The sequence below is a fragment of the Chryseobacterium sp. genome (assembly GCF_022712095.1).
Lineage (GTDB): Bacteria > Bacteroidota > Bacteroidia > Flavobacteriales > Weeksellaceae > Chryseobacterium.
This window is the reverse complement of record NZ_JALAHD010000206.1, coordinates 1-24461: the sequence shown is the minus strand read 5'-3', so window position 1 is coordinate 24461 and position 24461 is coordinate 1. Positions and strand designations below refer to the sequence as shown.

Here is a 24461-nt window from a genome sequence, read left to right as displayed (position 1 = left end):
GGAATCCTTTCATTTTCAATCATTAAACTATTCTTCCCTATACTTTGAACATACTGAAGTGAAATAATATGTGAATTATGTATACGGATAAAATTTTCAGAATTGATTTTTTCCATAATTGATTTCATCGTATGATGTACAATGAGCTTCTTTTTGTTGGTATGAATAATGATATAATCTTTCAGCCCGTTGATTCTTATGATTTCATTTAGATTCAGTTTCACATCTTCGTTATTTGAGCGTACAAAAATGAATGATTCTTTAAGATGCATCTGATTACCGCTTTCCTGTAAAATTTTTGCATTATTACTCAGATTATAGCATTTATAAGCTGCCTTAAGAAATCTCTCAAAAGAAAATGGTTTCAATAAATAATCGATCACATCCATTTCAAATCCCTGAACAGCACAGTCATCATACGCTGTAGTAATGATAACGTCAGGAAGTTTATTAAAGCTTTTTAGAAACTCTATCCCAGAAATATTCGGCAGATTGATATCCAGAAAAATAAGGTCTATATTATTATTTTGCAGGACGCCTATAGTTTCCTGAATGTCATAACAGTTTTTAACAAGATTCAGGAAAGGAATTCTGGAAATATATTCTTCAATGACGTGATGAGCCAGTTCTTCATCATCAACAATTATACAATTCATCATGAGTTCAGCTGAAGTTTTAAATTAATTTTATATTCTGAACCATTATCATCAATATCCAGTTGATATTGATCAGGATAAAGAAGATCCAGTTTCATGGTAGTATTTTTTATTCCCAATTTATTATCATCCGGGGTCTCAGTTTTTTTCTTTTCATAAAAGTTCCTAATACTGAAATCCAGTAATCCATTTTCCAAATAAGCTTTAATATCCAGTGGTCCTTTTCTTAAATCTGCATGCTTAAATGCATTTTCGACAAAAGTCAGAAGAAGCAAAGGCTCAATTTCATAGGCTTCAAAATGACCGTAAAATTCACAATAAATATTATTGAATACTTTAAAACGTATCGATTGTATTTCTACATACTTCTTAATGTTGGAAATCTCATCATTGAGATTATTTTTCTGTCTGTTTTTGGTATTGATCACATATCTCATAATATCAGACAGAATCAGAATTACTCTGGGGGTATCTTTAGACTGAGTAATAGACAGTGAATAAATACTATTGAGTGCATTAAAGAAAAAATGTGGGTTGATCTGTTCCCTTAAAATTTTTAATTCGCTGGACTGTCTTTCAAATTCCAGTTCTCTGATCATTTTTCCATTTTGCATCCATTTATCCACAAAAAAAAGCATGGTACTGAAAACAAGAGAGAAAATTCCTATTTTAAAAAAAATATCATGAAAATTCAGACCACGGTCAAACCTCATCATTCTTCCCGGTCCGGGAAAATCTCCTGGTGGAAATGGTGGATATTTAGGTAATGGAGGCAAAAGAGCAATCATTAAACTTACATAAATCACCACAAATGAAATGGTAATAATAATAATTGTTTTAGGCTTCTGCTTAATAAGAAAAGGCAAAAACAAACCATAGTTAAGATAAAAAAGTATAAAGAAGACCAAAAACATCTTGAAATTAAGTCCAAGAAGAATACTTCCAAATACGGAATAATCCATGCTCAGTTTTGAAAGAATAAGGATCACCCATATGATCGAATGGTAAATGTATATGCTTTTTATCTGTTTAAAAGATGATCTCATCAAAAATATTTTGTTCTCGTTATTAGTAAGCACAAAATTCCTTCAATTAAAATCGAAGGAATTTCCGCGTCAATACTCAATCTTCATAGAATCCAGCTCATGTACTGAAACTCTTGGTAAGGAATACTTCCCTATTTTACTTACCACAAGTTCTGCTGTTTTTTGCGCCTCTTCACTGCTCTTAAAAGGTATTTCTCCATTGATAGCAGGAATATAAGGCTGGTTTATAACAATCTTTCGGTTTTTTATAATCTGGTAACCATATCCCGAATCCTGTTTGGTAATCTTAATATCAAGATTATTATTTTTTTGTCCACAACTTATCAGAAATAATACAGGAAAAAAAAATAACTTCCAATAGTTCTTAATCATTATCAACCTGACTTTCAGATGGATGAAATACCCAGATATCATCAAAATAAGAAGAACCGCTATTTCCGGTAAGCACATATCCGTAGCTTCCTAATGAAAATGCACAGGCACTTTCTCTTGCTGATCCTTCAAATCCTGTTCTCTCCGTCCAATCATTGGAAGCAGGATTATATTCCCATGTGGTGCTCACTACTCCGCTAACCGATCCCGTTGAAACATATCCCAGACCTCCGGCAGCAAAAGCAGCCGTAGAAACCCTGTTCTGGGAATCATCATCATTACTGGTATCCACTTTTCTTGTCCATACCTCTGTACCAGGATCAAAAGCCCAAAAATCAGAAACAAGACTTCCATTATTACTTCCGAATCCTATATAAGCTATATTATTGATAACAAAAGCTGATCCGTCTCTTCTTTTAGATCCTCCCAAACTTGTAATCGTACTCCATGAAGATGAAGATTCATCATATTTATAGAAATCTTTCAGCTCACTTCCATCATATCCTGTTCCTACATATCCTTTAGTTCCTATCCCAAAAGCTAAGGCTGCATACCTTTCTGTACCCGGAAAATCAGCAATCTGGCTCCATGAATTGGATACAGGATCATACTTATAGAAATCTTTCAGTTTATTCAATCCATCATAACCTGTTCCCACATATCCGTAAGAATCCGTATTGAATCCTACAGCAGAGCTTCTCTTTACTCCAGGAAAATCCGCTTTCTGAGTCCAGGAATTGAGATTTGGATCATAACTCCACAAGTCATTATAATAATATTCCCCGTCATAACCTCCGGTGATATATCCTTTTCCGCTCACTACAAATGCAGATGCATTAGAACGTGGTTTACCGTCCAGATCTGAAACTCTTTGCCAGTTTCCCATGAGTTCATCGTCATCATCATTATGACAGCTTAGTAAAAATGTACCCGCTATAGCAAGAGCTAAGATTGAAAGTTTGTTATTCATTTTTCATTCTTTTTTGTGCAAAAAAATTTCATTCTAGGTTATTTTGAAAATTTTTTAGACGAATGAGGCTTTTTTATAGGCCAATGACCTCTTTTTAATGACGGACCAGAAATTAACTTAATAATAAGTATTTATCTATGAAGAATTTAGTATTGTCTACAAGTCAGGAGAAAAGGGAGAATAAATTTTATCCTATGGAGGTGTTCAGTATATGTTTGCGGAAAAAAGATGTATAAATATCTTCTACTATGTATTTCAATGTTGTTTTTATTTTCCTGTGAAGATGAAAGCAATACGTATGAAGTGGGAAGCTCCTGGATGGATGCCCAGTCCAAAATGGTAATGGTGGATACACTTACCGTAAAAATGTCGACCATCATGATGGATTCTGTGACTACTTCCGGAAAGAGCGTAATGATGATCGGAAATATAAAGGATCAGACATTCGGGCAGGTAAATTCTTCCTCCCTCTTTGAGCTTACCCCCAGCACCTATACGCTTACTTCTCCCACTACTGCAGTTTTTGATTCTATTGTAATGTATCTTACCAATACCAATTTCTATTATGGGGATACTCTTAAGAGTTATAAACTCAATGTATATCCTTTACAAAGCAGAATCAAGCTGAACAACGGATATCTTTACAATACAAGTGATTTCAGCTATTCTTCCACCTCAGTGGGGAATGCAGAATTTTATCCAAGACCGGGAACAGACAGTAGTTATGTAAAAGTACGTCTTGATCAGTCTTACGGGCAAAATTTATTTAATACTCTAAAAAACAGCGACGTAAACACTCAGGAATATTTCCTAAACTTCTACAAAGGCCTAGCCTTGGTTCCTTCTTCGGATAATAATGCCATGCTTCGTTTCGGAATGGATACATCTTATCAGGTACAAATCAATAAAAGTACTAAAGAAAAGGTTACCAATGTAGTGCGCATGTATTATCACACCGCCTCACAGAACGGAACAGAAGAAGTAAAATACACATTGGACCTCAATCCAAGCTCAACCTATCAGTATAACAAAATTAAAAGTGATTTCACAGGCTCCGATCTTGCCAATCTAACTCCCCAAAGTCCAGTTTCATCCTTAAATTTAGAAAATAAGAGTTATCTTATGGCAGGAATCGGGGTCTTTACTAAAGTAGAAATTCCTTATCTGAAATCACTTAAAAATATTTATGAGAACTATAAGGTAATTGATGCAACTCTTTCTTTAAGTCCTGTTGCCGGTTCTTATTCCAATAATTTCTATAATGCAAGTCCTCTTTATTATTATTGGGGGGATAAATCGAATAAAATCGTATCGAGTACAACGGATTCTTCAGGAACAGAAGTCACTGTCAGCCTATCCAATGACAGTGAGTTTCAGAATGAGCATGCTTATAACTTCTCATTACAGAGCTACGTCAGTACTATATTATCTGAAACAGTCAACTCCAATTATAATTTACTTATTTATCCCTCTTCTTATTCGGATGTTCTCGCAGGGAAAGCAGTATTGGGAGATACAAAAAACAAAACCAATCCGGCCAAGCTTAAGGTTTATATTTTAGGATATTAATTCAGAACTCATGCAGAAAAAACTCAATATCATTATTATACTTCTTACGTGCGTTGTTACGCAGGAATATTCAGCACAAAATTCATCTCCTTATTCTTATTTCGGGATCGGAATGTTCAATAATGTGGATAATGCCAGAAATATTGCTTTAGGAAATACCGGTATTGCTCTGGACGCACCGGATTATATCAACTCAAAAAACCCTTCAGCCATGACAAGTATCTCTACCAGAAATGTGGTTTTTGATATCAGCGGTTTATTGAAATACAATACCATTACCAGTAATTTAGGTAAAGATAAAAGGCTGAACTCCAATTTCACCAATTTCGGAGTGGCTTTAAGGGTATCAAAAAATGCATTTGTCAGTATGAGCTTACAGCCTACTACTTCAGCAGATTATAAAATCGCATCGACCATTCCTGTAGAAGGAACAACCGTAACCTACCCTATCACTTATGAAGGAAGCGGAGGTATTTCCAACTGGGGAGTCAGCCTGGCTTATAAAATTAATGATAACTGGAGTGTAGGAGGAAAAGTAAAAAACAATTTCGGAACAATTCTCCGTACTGAAACCATCACCACTACATCAGAACTGGCCATCAGCAGGGATATCCGGTATACAGGTTTCAGTTATGGGTTAGGAACTCAGTATAATCATCTTTTTGAGAATAGCAATCTTAAACTTACTTTGGGAGGAACCGTTAATTTTAAAAGTAAATTAGTCTCAAAAGGAGAGGTTACCTACACAGAGAACAGAGACGACACGAATGCAGTTACTTCAAAACTATCTTCCAAAGATTCTGCTCTTCCACTTGAAATGGGAGTCGGTATAAGTATCCTTAAAAATGACAGATACCGTGCTACTTTTGATTTTACCCAAAATAATTGGAATGAGGTAAAAAGTACGGTAACTTCAGAAAAGTATTATCGGCAAAATACCTACGGATTAGGCTTTGAACTTCTTCCGGAAAGAAAACGTATTACATCATTTACTGAGGCATTTGTCTATCGTTTCGGGATCAATTATGACACGGGATATTATAAAATCAATAATGCCAAAATTGATAAAGCAGAAGCTACTATAGGAATAGGAATCCCATTAAATAAAATCAACCTGAACATCAATTACGGATATGGAATCCATGGGCTTCAAAAGAATGTCGCCATCAGGGAAAACTATCATATGTTCAATATCAGTATTAATTTTCTTGACACTTGGTTTACAAAACGCTTTATTAATTAAATCCAAGAGTCCATTTGTTTTTAGCGCTACCCCTGGAAAAATGTATGAATTTTCAGGGGTATTTTTATGGAGTTAAAATAAATTTGACAAAATTTGCAACAATGTCAAATATGATGTAATTTTGTTTCTAAATTGAATTAATGTCATCACATTCAGAAACAGATCAGCTTTCACAGCAAATCCTGGAAACCGCTTCAGGAATGTATTTAAAGTATGGACTGAAAAAGGTGACGATGGATGATATCTCCAAGGCAATCGGGAAAAGCAGGACTTCTATTTATTATTATTTTAAAAATCGGGAGGAGGTTTTTCAGGCAGTTCTCAACAGTTTGGTAAAAGAAGTTATCACTGAAATTGATTTAAATATGAATGAAGGAAATACTTTTGAAGAGAAAATTTATGCATTCTGTATAACCAAAATCAAAACTTCAGAAGAAAGAACTTCATTTTTCAGAGCTATAGAGTTGGGAATGAATGTTGAAGAAAAATCGAAACACAGTGAAGTGATGATAGAAGCTCATCAAAGATTAATGGAGGCAGAAAAAAATCTTTTGTTAAAGGCTTTTTCCACATGTATCAGTAATAATGAAATTCCAGAGGTTCCGATGGAAGAGCAGGAAACCTTAATTTTTATTCTGCTAAGCAGCATAAGAGGAATCAGACGGGAAATGGCTATGAAAAACGATTTTAAAAACTTAAATCATACAGTGAGTACATTGACATCAATGGTTGTTAAACATATCAGTTAAAATTTTTTATTCAAAATTTGACATTTTTACAAATTTTGTCAAATCATCTTTTTTATGAACAAAATAAGTAATATTAATACATTCCGGGCATTCAGAAGCACCAATTATACATTATATTTCTTTGGTCGCTCTGTTTCACAATTTGGAACCTGGATGCAGCGAACTGCTGTAGTGTGGGTAATCTACAGCATGACCCATTCTGCATTTATGTTGGGGCTGACAGTTTTTGCGGAACAGTTTCCTTCTTTTTTATTTTCAGCATTCGGAGGAGTTGCTGCCGACAGATATAACCGGTACAAAATCGTACAGATCACACAGATTTTATCACTGATCCAAGCTTCGTTGCTTGCTTTTCTGGTCATAACCGGACATCAGAATATCTGGAGTTTTTTAATTTTAAGTGTTTTCCTAGGGATCATCAATGCTTATGATGTTCCGGCCCGCCAATCAATGATCAATGAAGTGGTAACGGATGATGAAGATCTGCCTAGCGCTCTTTCTTTAAGTGCTGCTATGGCCAGTCTGGCCAAACTACTGGGGCCCGCTCTTTCCGGAATTATTTTACAACAGTTCGGAGCAGGAATCTGTTTCCTGATCAATGCAGGAAGCTTTGCAGCTGTAATGATTTCTATTTCTATGATGAAAATAAAAGCCGTCCCTAAGAAGACCAATAAAAAAGGAACTTTTACAGAGTTAGCGGAAGGCTTCAGATATATTAAGAAAGAACCTTCTATCGGATTGGTCATTCTGATGCTGAGTATCACAGGATTTCTGATTTTACCTTATGACACATTAATTCCTGTTTATGCAAAAGAAATTTTCAAAGGTGATGCTACTACTTTTGGGTATATCTCAGCTTTCATAGGTGCCGGTGCTGTTATGGGAACTATCCTTTTAGCTTCATTAAAAAAAGGAACTTCAATGAGAAATTTCCTGATCCTGAGTACTGTTATCCTGAGCATCGGGTTGGTTTGTTTTTCTTATACCACCCATTTTTATTTATCCATGTTTTTTGCAATGGTTACCGGATTCGGAGCCGTTACCCAATTTACAACCTGTAATATTATCGTGCAATCGGAGGTTATCCCGGAAATGCGCTCCCGGGCGATCAGTATTCTATTGACTGCCATTTTCGGGATGCTTCCTTTAGGAAGTGTTTTTATAGGATTTATATCTGAGAAAATCGGTGCACCGAAGACATTGCTATTTCAGGGAATTGCAGGGATTCTCATTGCATTGGCCTTTAGAAACTTATTATTCAAAAAGAAAAAAACTAAAGTAGTGAATGAACAATTATTAGAAGAATCAAAAGAACAGTTTATCAATAAAATTTAATTCAATTATAATGGAAAATATGAAAAAGGCCTTGTTGGTCATGGATATGCAGCTATCAATTTTAAGTATGGCTTCGGAATCTCCGGAATTCATTAATCATGTTGCAAAAGCGATTCAATCAGCCTGTGAAAAACAGATCCCTGTAATCTTTGTAGTGTTAGGATTCCGAAACGGTCTTCCTGAAATTTCTGAAAATAATCAGATTTTTCATGCTTTTAAAAAGCATCTGGAAAATGTGGATATGAGCAATTGGTCGGCTATCCATCCTGATTTAAGCCCTGAAAAAAATGATATTATTATTACAAAACGCAGGATAAGCGCTTTTAGCGGAAGTGATCTGGAGGTTGTACTCCGAAGTCAGAATATCCAACACCTTATTTTAACAGGTGTTGCAACAAGTGGAATTGTACTGTCGACTTTAAGAGAGGCTGCTGATAAAGATTTTAAACTCAGTGTAATTTCAGATGGCTGTCTGGATTCGGATCAGGAAGTTCATGAAGTATTAATGAGAAAAGTTTTTCCAAAACAGGCGGAAGTTATTTCATTAGAGGATTGGATAATGTAGAATTTTTTATGTATAGATAATTCATTTAAAATCCCTATACGTGGCTTAGGATTTTTTCAGATTGTCGGATTAGAAAAAAATAGATAAATTTGATATATCACACATGCAAGAATTAAGATAATCTATGAATAAAATACTCCTTTATATTCTGATTTTTATTCCCACTCTGAATTTCGCACAAAGCGATCATTTAGCTCCTGAATTTACCACTCCGCCACCTTTTCTGGGAGCAAAGGGAAAAGTTAAATCCTACACCATCAAGACATGGGAAAGAGATAAGGGTTCGGGCAAAGTATCTTCTCATAAGAATCCTGTTTATACTGAAACTTATTATTTTAACAAAAAAGGAATGATAGATAGCACCCATGCGGTAAACTCTCCTGATTATACAATTTATATTTACAAAACATATTACCGGGAACAGATCGAGCCTTATCGACTTATAGTAAGTGAGGTTATAGGTAAGGATACGATAGTAACCGATATTTCGGAGAATACCTATACCCGGCTGGGAGAAAATCAAATAATAAGAAAAACAATAAATACACAGCCGAAGCTCAAAAAAGTGGAAATAAAAACAGATACTACTTTAATAGATCATAAAAATCAATCGGTACAATTCAGCCCCTTTCCATCCGGCAAAAAAGGAGTCTATACTATTTTCTATAAAAATCATCAGATGCTAAAGACCATTCATCAATTGGAAAACGGAAATACACTGATAATGGAATATTTTTATAAGGATTCTTTAGTGGATAAAGTAAGGTATTATATGAATAATAAATTCACGAAAGAAGAAAGGAATGTGTACACCCTGTTTGACAAAAAAGGCAACTGGATTGAGAAATATACGACCAGTAATGAAATAGAAAATTTTTCAAGAACGGAACGTACTATCGTTTATGAAAATTAAAAAGACATAATTTAACTTATATGAATAATTTATCAGAATCTAATGCCATCCAGGATCTGTATCCTGATGAACTGGCTCATTGTTACGGATGCGGAAAGAATAACCCTGAAGGATTCCAGCTGAAAACTTATTTAAAGGGAGATGAAAGCATTGCACATTTCAGTCCGGAAACCAAATATACTGCCATTCCGGGGAGTGTCTACGGCGGATTGATTGCTTCTTTACTGGACTGCCATGGTACAGGCTCTGCTGCTGCCTTTTTCTGTAAGAATGAAAACATTCCTTTAGAGGGTATTATTCCTGTTCGTTGTGTTACAGCTTCTCTCAAGGTGGATTTCAAAGCTCCCACTCCTCTGGGTATCCAGCTGGAACTTAAAGGAAAGTTAAGGAAGATCGAAGGAAGAAAAATATGGGTTGATATGACATTGTCTGCAGATGGTGTGATTTGTGCTACAGGAGAAATTCTGGCTATAAAAATAAAAGACTAGGCAATGCCTAGTCTTCATTTGTTAATCTGTAATTTTCTTTAACTTATAATTTCCACTTATTCCATCTTTCTCAATGGTATAATTATCAGCCAAATCAAGGATCCAGCCTTCACCGGATATTTTTTTACCTTCTGTTTTAACAGGGCTCGATACTGAAATTTTATCCCAATCAGGACTCATTAATGCTCCTTTTTCAACAGTTAAAATACCCCATTTATCTGTAACTCTGATATTGGGATAAACCGTTCCCTTATTCTCTATCGGAATGATATTTCTTGGATCAAAAGAAATGCTCATTTTCACAAATTTGAGCTCAAAATGAGGCTGATCTATAAATTTAAGTTTATAATCGGCAATAAGTTTTTTAATTTTTTCTTCTCTTGCCTCTTCTTCCTTATTGATTACCTTTCCATTATAACGGCTGGATAGATTTTCAGCTGTCTTTTTCAAATCAGCAGGAATTTTAACCTCAAAAGCTTTTATAAAGTAATCCGTCAGATCTGTTTTATCTGTAATATTCTTGTTCCAGTTTTTATCTTTATTATACAGTAAATAGCCATAAGCAGGAATAGTATAATAAGCAAATGAACGAACAAAGGTAGGGTTATTAAAAAAATGATCTATTCCTTTTATAAAAGACGAAGTGGCCTGTACTTTATTTCTGCCACTCAGCATAGCTCCTGTGAACTCAGCCAACCCTTCATTTAACTCCAACAAGTTTTCAGCAGTATCCGAGTTACCATAAAGTGAATGCCTGTATTTTCTAAAAGTAAATGCATTGGTGAGATGCTGATGCAATTCTTTTTCTGAAGATGCCTGAACTGCTTTTTTCAATGCTTCCAGCTCTAAACGCAGGTATATTCTTCCTCCCTTTTGATCGAGATGATTATTATCAGAGTTGCTAAAGACAAATCCTAACGAAGGCTGAATGCTATGAAATGATTCATGAGCCAATAAATTAATTCTATCTTCTTTATTTTTTGGAAGGGGGAGCATAATCATAGCCCAGCTTTTCCCTTTCCAGTCGATAGCTGTATTAGCTATATTAATGTTATCAGGAAAAACTCCTGAGTAAAAATTTCCATGAGGTTCTAATGTACCCTCAGCATCAGGTTCATTGGCAAAAAATTTTCTGGTTTCAGGATCAATCAGAAGGATGGGACCGTATAAATTTTTATTCCAAAGCTGGATGTTCCTATTTGAAGCTTCTTTAATTTCGCTGAAAAAAAGAGAAATACTATCCTGGGAAATAGACTGTTTCTGTCCCATTAAACTTTGGATAGACAAAAAGAATACACCTGTTAAAATGGCCTTTCTCATGATTAAACTCTTTATAGTTAAAGTTGTAAAAATAAGCAATACTAAATACTGATAAACACCTAAAAATAAATTATTTATTTCACATTAAAAACAGACTTTCCTTCTCCACATATTCAAAAGCAGGTACTCTTCCTCCAGGTGAAGCGGCAGACAACACATATCCTTTCAAATTTCTGAATGTGTGAACATGCCATGAATCCGTACCTAATCTCATTTCAAAATTATCTTCAATACAATGTTTTTCAATTTCTATCTTTTTAGGATCAAAATGAAATCCCATACCTATTGCTTTAACAAGAGCTTCCTTTTTCGTCCATAGCTGAAAAAAATCTTCAGCCTTTCTATTCCGTAATAAAGTATATTCCTTAGAGGTAAGGACAGTCCTAAAATCATTGATTTCTATTTCCTGAATTTTTTCGATGTCTACTCCTATTCTCTTATTCTCAGATGAAAAAAAGCAGGCTACTTTATTTCCTGAATGGGAAATATTGAAACTTCCTAAAGATACATCTTTAAAAGACGGTTTTTTAAATTCATTATAAGAAAACTCCGGGAGAAAATTTTTCTCCCAGCCTTTCTTTTTCTTTAAAGCATGAAGCAACAACAATTTTCCAACTATCCCAAGACATCGGTCCTGCTCCTGTAACTGCTGCATAATTTTTTCTTTTTCTGTTTTATTAGGTAATATGGTAACATAATGTTTTATTTCGTTCCACGATAAACCATCAATCTTCGTAAGACCTATCATTATATAAGCTGACTGATATTTTCAGCCTTATTTTTTAAATGCTCAATAATGACTGGCTTATTTTTAAATAAGAAAAAGTGATCTCCCGGAAAACTTAAAATTTCCAATTCTCCTGTTGTTTCATCCTGCCATTTCACCAAAGATTCCTGATCCAGGCTTTCCTCAGTACCATACATTACGGTCATATCAACATTCACCGGCCTATTCTCCTTATAATTATAAGTTTCTATAGCTTCAAAATCATTTCTGAGAATAGGTTCCAGATAGTCTTTATATTCTTCATTCTCTAAAATATAATCCGGAACCCCTCCTTTTTTTTCAAGTTCTTTCCAAAAACCGAAGGATGAAAGTTTATAAAGGTCCTGATCTCTTCTTACCGAAGGAGCTGCACATCCGGAAACGATAAGATAAGAAGGTTCTACCCTTTCATTTTCCATAATCTTCCGTGCTATAAGATTCAGCATGATTCCTCCCATACTGTGTCCATATAAAATGTAAGGTCTTTCTAAATTGACCGGCTGTATCCATTTTTTAAATACAAAATCTACAAGGTTGTCCAGATTATTATCTAAAGGATATTGGGAAGAATTATTCCTTCCCGGTAATTCCGTACATACAATATCATAATATTCTTCCAGAGGCTCTATCAGCCCCCGGTAAGAATATGCATTTCCCCCTGCGAACGGAAACATAAATAAAACAGGTTTGTTTCCATGCAAGAGTTTCAAAATTTCTGAAAAATCATATATAATCATAATTCAATGATATGGTGTTAGGATAAATTAATATTATAGCTCATGATTATTTCCATAATCTCATCCTCTTTTTCAAGGATATAAAGATGTTCTGCATCTACATTGAACAAGTCTATCTGGGAAACATCATTTACACAGCTGTCAATATTATTAAGCTTATACATTTCATAATATTTATTCTTATCATTTCGGGTAGCTTTAATAAGATTGATTTTTGTATGTTCCAGCTTCCCGGAAACAGGATTATCTGAAATCTGTTCTTCCGTTACCATCAGCTTGGTAAGAAACTCTTTCTCTTTTTCAGAAACCTGGAAATCATTGAAAACATCAGGACTTCTTTCAACATCTATTTCTTCCGACGGAATCAACCATGAATCCAACAAGTGTACATGAATGTCGGTAATACCTTTCTCTTCCAGTAAGGATGCGATTTCCAAAGCAATATTTCCTCCTAAGGACCATCCTATCAGATGATAAGAAGACAAGTTTTCTACGGTTTTATCTATATTTTCAAGATAATATTCTGCTATGGAACGCAGGCTTGTAATATGTTCTTCATGATGAAGGTTATAAGAATCCACTCCAAAACACTGATACAGTGGAGACAGTTTTTCGGCTAATGATGAATATACCTGACATCCTGCCATTCCCGGATGAATCATAAACATAGACATTTCGCCCTGGGAATTATTCATTTTTATAACAGGCTGATATACATATTGTTCTTCGATAATTTTTGCCAGATCTCTAAGATTCCCTGTATTTAACACATCTATAAGCTTGATTTTCTTGCCTAGTACATTTTTAATTTTATTTACAAATCTTACTGCTGATATACTGGTTCCTCCAAGCCTGAAGAAGCTGTCTCCCATTCCTATTCCGGAAGCTTCCATACCTAAAATTTCTCCACAAATATCACAAAGCACCCTTTCAGTATGTGTTTCAGGAGCAAGATATATTTCCTCATGACTTATTTGAGGACTAGGCAGAGCATTACGGTCTAATTTTCCGTTGGCTGTGAATGGAAGTTTCAATAAATGAACAAATACTAACGGAACCATATAATCCGGTAAAAATTTCAACAGATATTCTTCTATATCTTTTGATTTTATTTCTTGTGGAGACGTATAGTATCCTACCAGATATTGATCTCCCAGCACATTCTCTTTTACCAATATTACACTACTTCCTACTCCAGGATAAGATGCCAAGCGAGCTTCTATTTCTTCAAGTTCGATTCTTAATCCTCTTATTTTAACCTGGAAGTCATTACGTCCGATATATTCTATATTTCCATCTTCCAGCACTCTTACTAAATCTCCGGTTCTATAGAGTCGGCTATTATATCCTGACAATTTATCTTTTTCAGATTGGAAAGGATTGGAAAGGAATTTTTCAGCAGTGAGATCTTCTCTTTTCAGGTAACCTCTTGCTACATTCACTCCTCCGATATAAAGCTCACCTATCGCACCCACAGGTACTACCCTTCTATATTCATCCAATACATAAGCTGTTGTATTATAGATAGGCTTTCCAATGAGTACTTTTGCTATGTCTTTATCATTACAATCATAATATAACACATCTACAGTGGCTTCTGTAGGACCATATAAGTTATGTATCCGGCATTCAGGAACCAATTGCTTAAACTTCTGAACCTGACTTAACAAAAGAGCTTCTCCACTACAGAAGAGATATTTAAGAGACTTTGTTTTATATTGTAAGTCTTCATACTCATCTAATGTATTTTCGAAAGAAGTCAGCATCGTTGGTACAAAGTGCATAACAGTTATTTTCTCTTTGTCAATGAGATCAAGAATATATAAGTTATCCTTATACTGTGCTGAGTCTACAAATACTATTCTTGCTCCATACCAGTTAGCCCAAAAAATCTCCCAGACCGAAACATCAAATGTATATGGTGTCTTCTGTAAAATCACATCATCCTTATGAATAGGATACTCCTCATTCATCCAGAATATACGGTTAACCACACTTGTATGTTCAATCATCGTTCCCTTAGGCTTCCCTGTAGTACCACTTGTGTAAATAACATATGCCAGATCATTAACCGAGATTTCATATCCCGGATTATCCAATGGATAAGCAAACAAGGAATCTGCATAATCCAATCCATCAACATATTCTACAGAAAGATCTCTATCTAAGCTAACCTCTTCAAAACGCTCACGGAACTTTTCATTGGCCAATAATAACCCCATCGAAGTATCAGAAAGCATATAAGCAATGCGATCTAATGGTGCTCCCGGATCTAACGGCACATAAGCTCCTCCGGATTTTAAAATACCCAAGATGGAGATCAGCATATGTTCCGACTTATCCTGGTAAAGTCCTACCAGAGTGTCTTTAGTAACTCCATATTGAGTCCTTAAATAATACGCCACACGATTAGAACGTTCATTAAGCTCTCTATAGGTCAGACTACGGTCCTTATAAGTTACCGCTACAGCATCTGGACTTAATACAACCTGCTCTTCAAACAGATCTACCAAGGTCTTATCGGTAGGATAAGGATGCTCCGTAGCATTCCACTCTTCTAGAACTAGCTGTTTATCGGATACTGAAAGATATTCGATATCCTTTACTTTCATGCCTTTACGGCAAGCGGATACAAACTGGGACAAAATCGTAAGGTAAGTATCAATATATCCTAAAACCGTACTCTCCTTAAATAAACGTGTCGAGTAATTAAATCCACCGGTTATACTATCTCCGGAATCATCCATCATCGTTGTTAAATCAAACTTAGCCTGCTCATATCCGGAATCTACAACTTCTATATCCAATGGATAATCCCAGTCTACAGAAGTAGGATTTCCAAAAGACTGAACTCCAAACATAACCTGGAAGATGGGATGACGGGACAGGTCCTTCTCTACTCCCAAAACATTAACCAACTTCTCAAAAGGAAGATCCATATGGGCTTGAGATTCTCTCACCTTATCTCCGGTACGAAGAATATAATCCTTAACCAGCTCGTCTCCAACAATATCCATACGAAGAACCAGCGTATTGACAAAGAACCCGATCATATCTTCTATCTGAGGAGTATGACGACCGGAAACAGGAGTTCCCAACACAATATCATCCTGATTGCTGTAAGAACTCAGTAATAAATAATAGCCGGAAAGTAGAAGGCTGTAAAGACTAACATCAAGCTCTTTGGCTAAATCTTTAAGGTCTTTACTAAGCTCAATACCTAATTCAAAGGATAAGTCTTTGCCTTCATAGCTGATCTGGGAAGGACGAAGATAATCTGTAGGTAAAGAAAGACTTTCATAGCCCGAAAGTTCATCCTGCCAGTAGGAAATCTGTTCTTCTAAAAGAGCACCGGAAAGATATTCACGCTGCCAAAGGGCATAGTCTTTATACTGGATGCTTAAGGATGGTAGATCATATAACGCAGAACGGGAAACATTACCTGACTCTACATGTAAGTAATAATTATAATGGCTGTAAATCTCATTAATAAAGACATCGACGGACCAACCGTCAAAAGCGATATGATGAACTACAATACTTGCATACACTAACTCACCAAAGCTATATAGCGAAGCACTGATCGGATAGTCTCGATCTAAGCGGAAAATGGTATGGCTCGAGGATAACATGGCTTCTTCCAATAGGCTTTGATCAGAGAAAGCATATTCTCCAATCTCAAAAGGCATAGCTTCCATATCAATAGGGCACTGATAGCTAATCCCTTCAGAACTGGTACGAAGCTGACTGTGAAGTACTTCATGACGTTCGACAACACGACGAATCGATTCTTTTAAAACATCCAGCCTTACCTGACTACCCACGCGGAAGATCATCGGAATATTATATGCTGAGTTACCACCTTCAAGTTGTTCGATAAACCATAAACGCTCCTGGGCAAAAGATAAATATTGTTCTTCCAATGGTACTTCATAACTTGCAATACTAAGGGTGTCAACAGCATGATGATCGATATAGGAAGACATTCTACGAATGTTTTTCTCGGATAGCAAAACCGTTACAGGAATATCTTTAGAGAAGGATCTTCCAATCCTGCCGGTAAGCTTGATGGCCAGAATACTGTTACCTCCTAATTTAAAGAAGTCATCATCAATACCCAAAGTATCTTCAGCAATCCCTAATACCTCAGAATAAAGAGCTGTTAGTCTACGTTCTGTATCTGTAACAGGGGCGACATAATGACTGCCGGTTGTATATTCCGGACGAGGTAAGCTGCGACGGTCAATCTTACCATTAACAGTCATAGGAAACTCTGTTAAATGAACATAAGCCGTCGGAAGCATATAATCAGGTAAGATATGGGAAAGATAGGTAGCTAATACCTCACTGGTGTAAGCAGAATCACTGGTATAATAAGCAACCAGATATTTGATCCCCGAAGCATGGTCTAAAGCCAGAACTACACTCTGACGGATACCTTCGTAATTCGAAAGGTGGCTCTCTATCTCTCCCAACTCAATACGGAAACCTCGAATCTTAACCTGGAAGTCAGCTCTATCTATATACTCTAAACAACCATCACTCAAATAACGAACTAAATCACCGGTACGATATAAACGCCCATTATAGCCTCTAGATTTTTCCTCTAAACTCTGGAATGGATTAACTATAAACTTCTCGGAGGTTAAATCTGGGTTATTAAGGTAACCACGGCCTACTCCCGCACCACCTATATACAACTCTCCTACTGCCCCAACCGGAAGTAAGCTGCCATAGGAATCTAATACATAAACGGTCGTATTACCCAAGGGAAGACCGATTGGTACTGTGTTTATAAATTCAGAGGTATGCTCATTTACCTGATAACTGGTGGCATAGGTTGTACTTTCTGTAGGACCGTAAACATGCACTAAATTTACAGTTGGGAAAAGCGTTCTGAATTTATTAACATGATTAACGGACACTTGCTCTCCTCCGAAAAGAAGATATTTTAGCCTGTTCACATTTGATAAACCGGCATCTGTAATAGTATTGAATAAAGCAGTTGTAACGAATAAGTTGGTAATTTTATATTCCTCTAACAGCTGGTTGAACTTATGTAAATCAAGGAATACTTCCTTATCTGTTACCACAACAGTTCCTCCATGTACCAACGGATAGAAAAAATCATACACCGATCCGTCAAACTGGTAACTGGACAGACTCAGAATATTATCAGATTCATCAATATGGGTATAATTGGAATTAATAATCAGCCTGTTGACATTTCTATGCTCGATCATGACTCCTTTAGGATTACCCGTAGTACCACTTGTGTATATTACATAAATCAGATCTTCCGATGTGGTATTTGTCTTTATATTCTGGTCGGAGAATATTTTGAGTTTTTGGGTAAAATCCTGAGTATTGATTACCTCAACAGGAGTTTCAGATATTTCCATTAATTTTAGCTGATGAACCTCATCAGTTAAAACAACCTTAACCTCTGCATCTGATAAGATATAAGCAGTCCTTTGTTCCGGAGCTTCGGGGTCTAAAGGGACATAAGCAGCTCCTGATTTCAATATAGCTAAAATGGAAATAATCATCCATTCTGTACGCCCTGCATATATTCCCAGTTTATCATTAGGCTCTACCGAATAAGTTTCTTTAAGATAAGCGGCCAGACGGTTAGCTTTTCCATTCAGTTCTGCATAAGTAATAGCTATATCTTTAAACCGAAGTGCTATATGATCAGGAGCTTTTTCTACCTGTTCTTCAAATAGAGAAATGGTCGTTTTATCTGAAAAATAAAGAGCCTCCGTATGATTCCAGTCTTTTATAACTTTTTGGCGATCCTGAGCCAGAAGATAATTTATTTCAGAAACTTTAATCTCCGGATTAGCTATAAATTGTTCTAGTAAAAGGGCCATTCCATTCACTATCTGCTCTATTTTTTCCTCCTGAAATAATTCAGCGGCAAATTTCAGAGAGAAGGAAAGAGTCTCATTTTGTTCAATAGCTGAAATCACTAATGGATAATCCTGGCGTTCTTCAGCTTTGATAAACTCCATTTTTAAGTGATCTCCCCAATTGATATCTGGAACCGGATAATTTTCAAAAACAAACAATGAATTAAAGAGTCTTGACCCTCCTTTTTGTATTTCTACAAGATTTACACTGCTCTTTGTATTTACTTCATTAATAGTATCCTGAAGCTCTTTCAATTGCTTCAAAACACTTTCATACTGATGATTTACAATAACAGGCAAGGTATTGATATATAGCCCCACAGACTGTTCTACTCCATCTACAGGAATATTACGACCGGATATAACCATACCGGTTACAGTTTCTTCATTACCCGTATACAGGCTTATCTGCTTATGCCAGCAATATTGTAATAAAGCGTTAATTGTAATTCCATTTTCAGCACAAACTTTTTTAAGTGTCCGGTACTTTTCATTTCCTATTTCTACAGCTTTTTCTCCCCACTCAGAAATCATCTTATAAGCTGATAAATCTGTATTTCTTTTTTGCGGCAGAAGAATTCCACTGAGATCTTCCCGGAAAGAAACTTCTTCTAAATGGGAATTCCAGTATTCGATAAAGGCAGATTTATTTTTCTGGAGGTATTCCTGGGAAAGAAGATATGCTTTATCTTTTTCTATCTCAGGTACAATACCTTTAATAATATTCAGATAATTTTCATGAACGGATTTTATAACTAATGGGTTACTCCATCCGTCTAATATAGCGTGATGACTGCTGAATATACAGTTAAAATATTCGGCATTCCTTTTAATTATATAATACGGAACAGGCTTCCTTTAGAAAGGTCATAGGCTTCATTTCTATCCTTCTTCAAAATTTCTGCAAATAAATGTTTCTGCTCCTGTTGATCTTTATCGGAAATATCAATATATCTATAGTCCAGACTACCTTTACGGTCGATAATCTGTATTAATTCATCATCCCAGTTAAATCTCAGCCTTAAAGAGGGATATTGCTGCTGAGCCAATTCCCATGCTTGTTGTAAAGCCTCTTGGTTTAAAGGATTATAATAATCCCATAGCATTTGTGTACGATAGGCATCATCTTTATCACCCTGACTGATGGCATGGTAAATAAATCCTTGCTGTAAACTGTTAGCCAGATAAATTCCTTCGATCCCTTCTAAGTTCTGTAACCTGTTCAGGCTATCATTTGAAATAATAAAATCTATATCCGATGAAGTCAGCTTTGCAGATTTTTTATTGTGAAGAGACTTGATAATTAATTTGATACTTCTCAGATAGTGCTCGGTAAACTGTTCAAGAACCGAAGAAGAAACTTTTCCCGCAACCGAAATATGTAATTCTCGATTGATAATTCCACAATTGATGCTGATCAGATTAGCATCTTCATTGGTATCAGCTATGGTTTTTCCATGGTTTTCTCTTACAAATTGCCAGCTTTCTTTGCTATTGGTATCAAACTGACCCAAATAATTAAACCCTATTTCAGGTAAGGTCTCTCTTGTATACCCATATAATGCTCCAAATCCGACACCATTGTGAGGTATATGTCTCAACATATCTTTTGTATCAATCACTAGCTGTTCAATACTACTTACACTTTCAGAACTAAGCTTTACCGGATACATACTTGTGAACCACCCCACTGTAGACGTTATATCTATGCCCTCTGCTATATCTTCACGTCCATGTCCCTCTAAAGTAATATAGTTTTCAGAAGTTCCCGTTATTCCTTTTAATGCATCGGACAATGCTGCTACCAAAATATCATTTGGAACTGTATTATAGGCATGATGAGCTCCATGAAGTAAAATTTCTGTATTCTCTTCATCAAGTTTTTTTAATAATGTATGGGGTTCTACCTCTTTAATAGCATCCAATCGGTCATTATATACATTCATACGATTAATGATACTATTCCAATAAGTAGCTTCTTCAGGATCGGAATTTTCTTTATACAGCTTTATGGTATCCGCCCACTGACGATAACTGGTCCCTTTCTTTCCAAGAATTTCTGAAGGATTCTCTGATACCGGCCCATCATTGGAGAGATGGCTGTAGATGGTCTGCAAATCATCTTTAATAATTCTCCAGCTTACTGCATCCAGTAATAAGTGATGTGCACAGAAATGAATTCTGGCATTTTTATCTTCAAAGCCATCTATATATGCGAAATGAAAAGTACCTCCAGAAAAAATATCAAAATCTGACTGCCACCTGTTAAAAATAGCCTCAAGATCATTCGGATCCTGTAATTCATTTATATTCAAAGTACTAAAATGAACAGCCGAAACAGATGTATTGTAATACTGATTGTATACCCCTTCCGAATCTTTTGAATAAGATAATCTAAAGGCATCATGATGCTCTGCCAGGATTTTTATACTTTTTTCCAATATATCAATATTCAGCGCCGGCACTTTTATAATAAAAGCCTGATTCCAGTGATTGTAGACAGGTAACAATCCTCTATCTATATTTTGGAAGAACCATTTCTGAACAGGAAGAAGAACTGCTTCTCCGGTCAGAATACCCTATTCTGAAAGAATACTCTGCTTTCCTTCATCAGCTAAAGAAATAATATGATTAGATAATAACCTGATGGTTCTATTCTCAAAAATATCTTTTACAGGTACATGAACACCTAATTTTTTTCTTATCTCATTGGTAAGCTGAATACTAGTAATACTGTCCCCACCAAGTTTGAAGAAATCATCCTCAACCCCGACATTAGCCTTATCCAATCCTAATACTCCGGCATAGACCTCACAAAGAATTTTTTCTTCTCTATTTTCCGGCTCCTGATAATTCTGGTTATTAAACAATCCGGGGTCAGGCAACGCATTACGATCAATTTTTCCATTAATAGTAATCGGTAATTTTTCTAAATGGACAAATATTGCCGGAACCATATACTCCGGAAGTAATTGATTAAGGTAATCCGTCAGAACTGTATGAGACAATTCTTTATCTGCAACATAATACCCAACCAGGTATTTGTTTTTATTGGATAAAGCTTTAGCAAGAACTACAGCCTGTTTCACATCTTTGTGGGAAGAGATAACCGTTTCGATTTCGCTGAGCTCTATCCTGAACCCACGTATTTTCACCTGGAAATCATTACGTCCTATATATTCTATTTCTCCATTTTCAAGATGTCTTACCAGATCACCTGTTTTGTATAATTTACTGTTATATTTTTCCTGTTTTTCAGATTCTGTCTGATATGGATTGGGAACAAATTTTTCTGCAGTAAGCACTTTATTATTCAAATAACCTCTCGCTACACCATCTCCTCCAATATAAAGTTCACCAATAGCTCCTACGGGCAGTAGGTTCATATCCTTATCCAAAATATAAGCGGTTACATTATCCAATGCCCGTCCTATATTAGTATTACTATTTCCTTTTCTGTAATCATGTAAAGTTGAGCAGACCGTTGCCTCAGTAGGTCCATATGCGTTAATAACCTGTATTCCTTTACCGATATATTCATCCATAATTTCGGAACCGGTTATATCTCCGGCCACTACTAATGTTGATAGGTTTAATATTACCTTTTTATTTAATAGTGCAGGTGGAACCGTTGCGATGCTTATCTGATTCTTCTGAATATATTCGTTAAGCAGATGTATGTCTGATCTTTTCTCATCTTCTATAATATAAATTGTATGTCCGTTTACGATTGCGGTATATAATTCCGAAGCATGGGCATCAAAAACAAAACTGGAAAACCACATACAGTTCTTATATTCTGAATTTCCCCCCGAGGTCTCCAATCCAAATTTTTCGCCCTGCATTAATGCCAGATTGACAACCCCTTTATGTTCGATCATAACCCCTTTTGGCTGCCCGGTTGTTCCACTGGTATAAATTACATATGCCAGATTGCCAGAATCTGTACTTGCAGAATTAGATGTGGAATAGTCATCAAGCATCTTTTGAGTAGTCTCTTCGTCAATCAGCAATACTCCTGCATTCCCCGAAGAAGTGACAGATAGTACCTTTTCCTTTAAAGTTCTGTTTGCTATCAATAAACCTGCCTGAGTCTCTTCCATAATATGAATAATCCTCTTATCAGGTGCATTAGGATCAACAGGAACGTATGCAGCTCCCGATTTTAATATTCCCAAAAGGGAAACCAACATATCTGTCGACCGTTCCATACACAATACTACTAATGTATCAGGCTGAATATTATAGTTATGTCTCAAATAATCAGCCAGCTGATTGGAGCGTTCATTCAGTTCACGGTAGGTGAGCTTATGATCTTTATATACTACGGCTAAATTATCAGGAACTTCATCAGCTTGTTTTTCAAATAATTCCACTACGGTTTTATCATGAGGATACTCTTTCCGGCTGTGATTCCATTGCGAAAGAATATTCTCTTTCTGTGGAACAGTTAAAAGTTCATAGGATGATAAAAGATGTAGCTCTTCCTTTTCAGCTGATAAATCTGTCAGGATCTCAGCAAAAAGTTTTTTATACATTTCTATAAAAAGAGTCAGCCGGTTTTCATCTATCACATTTCTGTCATACCTCACACGATAGTTAAGCTTATTATTATGCTGTTCCTGCTCAAATAACAATGTAGCCGGCAAGTCTATCTGAAACTCATGATTGGATTTCTCATGTTTTACCTCATTAAAACTTAATACTTCATCTCTCAAGAATGTCTGTGCAAAACCAATCTCCAATACATTTTTATCATCGGCATATCTTATTATATCGCTTACAGGAAGATATTTTGATTTTGATTTTTTCAGTTCTTTATAAAAGGTAAGTGTTTGCTCAATCAAGCCTTCAACAGTTGCTTCTTCATTGATTCTGAAATCAATAATCAGCGTATTGACGTGGGCTCCATAGAACAGATCCTTTCCTTCCAGAATAGCTATCGGATAAGGTATCCCTATATTATTTTGCCCCGTGATCTTGTGAAGTAAAATCCCAAAAATCAATTTTCCATAAATGTAGGGGGTTAGACGGTACGGATTTTTTAATGCTCTTACCTTCTGATATATATCTTCATCATAGCTGAAAAGCATTTCCCCTACATTTTTAGAAGTTGATGGAATATTTGTCTTTTTTTTCAAAAAGGATAAATCGGCTCCTTCCACTCCCTGTAAATGCTCTTTCCAGAAATCATTAAAACGTTCTTTATGATCTGAAAGTATAGTTTCAAAATAAGAGGAAAGCTCCTGTTGAAGAACCACCTGCTCTTCTAATGATTCTGCTTCAAAAAAACCTTTATTGTATATTTCAATCCATTGTGTATAAATCTCATGAGTACTTACCCCATCTACTACCAGATGGTGCATTACAATGATAATTCTATATCTGTCCTCACCTAAGTTGATGATATCTAATCTGAAAAGAACATCTTTTTCCAGATCAAACGGTCTGGAAACAATTTCATACAATTCTTTATCAGTAAGTTTTTCGTTATGATAGATTCCTACTTTTTCAAATTCTTCAATATCTCTTTTTTTCCAAAAAAATCCCTTTTCCTCATTAACTACTTTATAAGCAAAAATAAAGTTTTGTTCAAATAATTTTCTTACAGCTGCTATTGCTCTTTGCGGAATAAGGTTTCCGGAAACCACACTATCCATTACAATATTATATTCGCTACAAACCGGGTTTAGCAACCATTCTTTATAAAAAGTTGACTGATAAGGTGTAAGTGGGATATAGCCGTGCTCTTCTACCCTAATGACTTCATTAGGTTCTTCATTTCCGTTTGTTTTCATGGCATTATTAAAAGTTTATAAT

Annotated in this window: 16 protein-coding genes and 1 pseudogene; 7 read left to right on the top strand and 10 right to left on the bottom strand. The window is 35.6% G+C overall.

What is annotated here, in order from left to right; all coding sequences use genetic code 11:
* From Q0A18_RS10665 to Q0A18_RS10650, 4 genes are all read right to left on the bottom strand, one after another.
* On the bottom strand, positions 1-659 hold a 659-nt coding region (locus tag Q0A18_RS10665; RefSeq protein WP_292010132.1), incomplete at its 3' end, for a LytTR family DNA-binding domain-containing protein.
* Positions 656-1702: a sensor histidine kinase gene (locus tag Q0A18_RS10660; RefSeq protein WP_292010131.1), complete on the bottom strand. Its 1047-nt coding sequence runs from the start codon at positions 1700-1702 to the stop codon at positions 656-658. The genes Q0A18_RS10665 and Q0A18_RS10660, both read right to left, overlap by 4 nt.
* A 69-nt stretch (positions 1703-1771) precedes the next feature.
* Positions 1772-2074, bottom strand: a complete 303-nt coding sequence (locus Q0A18_RS10655) for a DUF4907 domain-containing protein (protein WP_292010130.1) — start codon at positions 2072-2074, stop codon at positions 1772-1774.
* Complete coding sequence (locus tag Q0A18_RS10650; RefSeq protein WP_292010129.1) at positions 2067-3044, bottom strand: kelch-like protein; 978 nt, start codon at positions 3042-3044, stop codon at positions 2067-2069. Before Q0A18_RS10650 ends, Q0A18_RS10655 begins: the two co-directional genes overlap by 8 nt.
* 258 nt (positions 3045-3302) lie before the next feature.
* Here Q0A18_RS10650 and Q0A18_RS10645 point away from each other — a divergent pair, with 258 nt between their 5' ends.
* From Q0A18_RS10645 to Q0A18_RS10615, 7 genes are all read left to right on the top strand, one after another.
* Positions 3303-4613: a DUF4270 family protein gene (locus Q0A18_RS10645; protein WP_292010128.1), complete on the top strand. Its 1311-nt coding sequence runs from the start codon at positions 3303-3305 to the stop codon at positions 4611-4613.
* A gap of 10 nt (positions 4614-4623) precedes the next feature.
* Positions 4624-5856 carry a hypothetical protein gene (locus tag Q0A18_RS10640; protein ID WP_292010127.1) on the top strand — a complete coding sequence of 411 codons (1233 nt, stop codon included), beginning with the start codon at positions 4624-4626 and terminating at the stop codon, positions 5854-5856.
* Between the two features lie 140 nt (positions 5857-5996).
* Complete coding sequence (locus Q0A18_RS10635) at positions 5997-6605, top strand: TetR/AcrR family transcriptional regulator (protein ID WP_292010126.1); 609 nt, start codon at positions 5997-5999, stop codon at positions 6603-6605.
* 54 nt (positions 6606-6659) lie between these two features.
* On the top strand, positions 6660-7940 hold the full coding sequence (locus Q0A18_RS10630; RefSeq protein WP_292010125.1) for an MFS transporter: 1281 nt from the start codon (positions 6660-6662) through the stop codon (positions 7938-7940).
* Between the two features lie 19 nt (positions 7941-7959).
* Positions 7960-8505: an isochorismatase family cysteine hydrolase gene (locus Q0A18_RS10625; protein ID WP_292010124.1), complete on the top strand. Its 546-nt coding sequence runs from the start codon at positions 7960-7962 to the stop codon at positions 8503-8505.
* Positions 8506-8629: 124 nt separating this feature from the next.
* The gene (locus tag Q0A18_RS10620; protein WP_292010123.1) at positions 8630-9418 is read left to right on the top strand and encodes a hypothetical protein; all 789 of its coding nucleotides are present in this window, start codon (positions 8630-8632) and stop codon (positions 9416-9418) included.
* 20 nt (positions 9419-9438) lie between these two features.
* The gene (locus tag Q0A18_RS10615; RefSeq protein WP_292010122.1) at positions 9439-9906 is read left to right on the top strand and encodes a PaaI family thioesterase; all 468 of its coding nucleotides are present in this window, start codon (positions 9439-9441) and stop codon (positions 9904-9906) included.
* Positions 9907-9927: 21 nt separating this feature from the next.
* Here the strand turns inward: Q0A18_RS10615 and Q0A18_RS10610 are convergent, their stop codons facing one another.
* The 6 genes and pseudogenes from Q0A18_RS10610 to Q0A18_RS10585 form a co-directional block, all read right to left on the bottom strand.
* Positions 9928-11226: a hypothetical protein gene (locus Q0A18_RS10610; RefSeq protein ID WP_292010121.1), complete on the bottom strand. Its 1299-nt coding sequence runs from the start codon at positions 11224-11226 to the stop codon at positions 9928-9930.
* A gap of 79 nt (positions 11227-11305) precedes the next feature.
* On the bottom strand, positions 11306-11974 hold the full coding sequence (locus Q0A18_RS10605) for a 4'-phosphopantetheinyl transferase superfamily protein (RefSeq protein ID WP_292010120.1): 669 nt from the start codon (positions 11972-11974) through the stop codon (positions 11306-11308).
* Positions 11974-12666, bottom strand: coding sequence for an alpha/beta fold hydrolase (locus tag Q0A18_RS10600; RefSeq protein ID WP_292010119.1), 693 nt, complete (start codon positions 12664-12666; stop codon positions 11974-11976). The genes Q0A18_RS10605 and Q0A18_RS10600 overlap by 1 nt, the downstream gene beginning before the upstream one ends.
* Before the next feature lie 80 nt (positions 12667-12746).
* Entirely contained in the window at positions 12747-16994 is a 4248-nt protein-coding gene (locus tag Q0A18_RS10595) for an amino acid adenylation domain-containing protein (RefSeq protein WP_363315985.1), read from the bottom strand.
* A pseudogene (locus tag Q0A18_RS16515) lies at positions 16971-21193 on the bottom strand (condensation domain-containing protein); the annotation flags it as partial. The pseudogene Q0A18_RS16515 and the gene Q0A18_RS10595, both read right to left, overlap by 24 nt.
* A 27-nt stretch (positions 21194-21220) precedes the next feature.
* Complete coding sequence (locus Q0A18_RS10585) at positions 21221-24439, bottom strand: non-ribosomal peptide synthetase (protein WP_292010118.1); 3219 nt, start codon at positions 24437-24439, stop codon at positions 21221-21223.
* Between the last annotated feature and the right edge of the window lie 22 nt (positions 24440-24461).

Bases quoted from the DNA above. Each gene is read 5' to 3' on its own strand.
- Q0A18_RS10660 (WP_292010131.1), bottom strand. From the start codon at position 1,702: ATGAGATCATCTTTTAAACAGATAAAAAGCATATACATTTACCATTCG.
- Q0A18_RS10655 (WP_292010130.1), bottom strand. From the start codon at position 2,074: ATGATTAAGAACTATTGGAAGTTATTTTTTTTTCCTGTATTATTTCTG.
- Q0A18_RS10650 (WP_292010129.1), bottom strand. From the start codon at position 3,044: ATGAATAACAAACTTTCAATCTTAGCTCTTGCTATAGCGGGTACATTT.
- Q0A18_RS10645 (WP_292010128.1), top strand. From the start codon at position 3,303: ATGTTGTTTTTATTTTCCTGTGAAGATGAAAGCAATACGTATGAAGTG.
- Q0A18_RS10640 (WP_292010127.1), top strand. From the start codon at position 4,624: ATGCAGAAAAAACTCAATATCATTATTATACTTCTTACGTGCGTTGTT.
- Q0A18_RS10635 (WP_292010126.1), top strand. From the start codon at position 5,997: ATGTCATCACATTCAGAAACAGATCAGCTTTCACAGCAAATCCTGGAA.
- Q0A18_RS10630 (WP_292010125.1), top strand. From the start codon at position 6,660: ATGAACAAAATAAGTAATATTAATACATTCCGGGCATTCAGAAGCACC.
- Q0A18_RS10625 (WP_292010124.1), top strand. From the start codon at position 7,960: ATGAAAAAGGCCTTGTTGGTCATGGATATGCAGCTATCAATTTTAAGT.
- Q0A18_RS10620 (WP_292010123.1), top strand. From the start codon at position 8,630: ATGAATAAAATACTCCTTTATATTCTGATTTTTATTCCCACTCTGAAT.
- Q0A18_RS10615 (WP_292010122.1), top strand. From the start codon at position 9,439: ATGAATAATTTATCAGAATCTAATGCCATCCAGGATCTGTATCCTGAT.
- Q0A18_RS10610 (WP_292010121.1), bottom strand. From the start codon at position 11,226: ATGAGAAAGGCCATTTTAACAGGTGTATTCTTTTTGTCTATCCAAAGT.
- Q0A18_RS10605 (WP_292010120.1), bottom strand. From the start codon at position 11,974: ATGATAGGTCTTACGAAGATTGATGGTTTATCGTGGAACGAAATAAAA.
- Q0A18_RS10600 (WP_292010119.1), bottom strand. From the start codon at position 12,666: ATGTTTCCGTTCGCAGGGGGAAATGCATATTCTTACCGGGGGCTGATA.
- Q0A18_RS10595 (WP_363315985.1), bottom strand. From the start codon at position 16,994: ATGACTGTTAATGGTAAGATTGACCGTCGCAGCTTACCTCGTCCGGAA.
- Q0A18_RS10585 (WP_292010118.1), bottom strand. From the start codon at position 24,439: ATGAAAACAAACGGAAATGAAGAACCTAATGAAGTCATTAGGGTAGAA.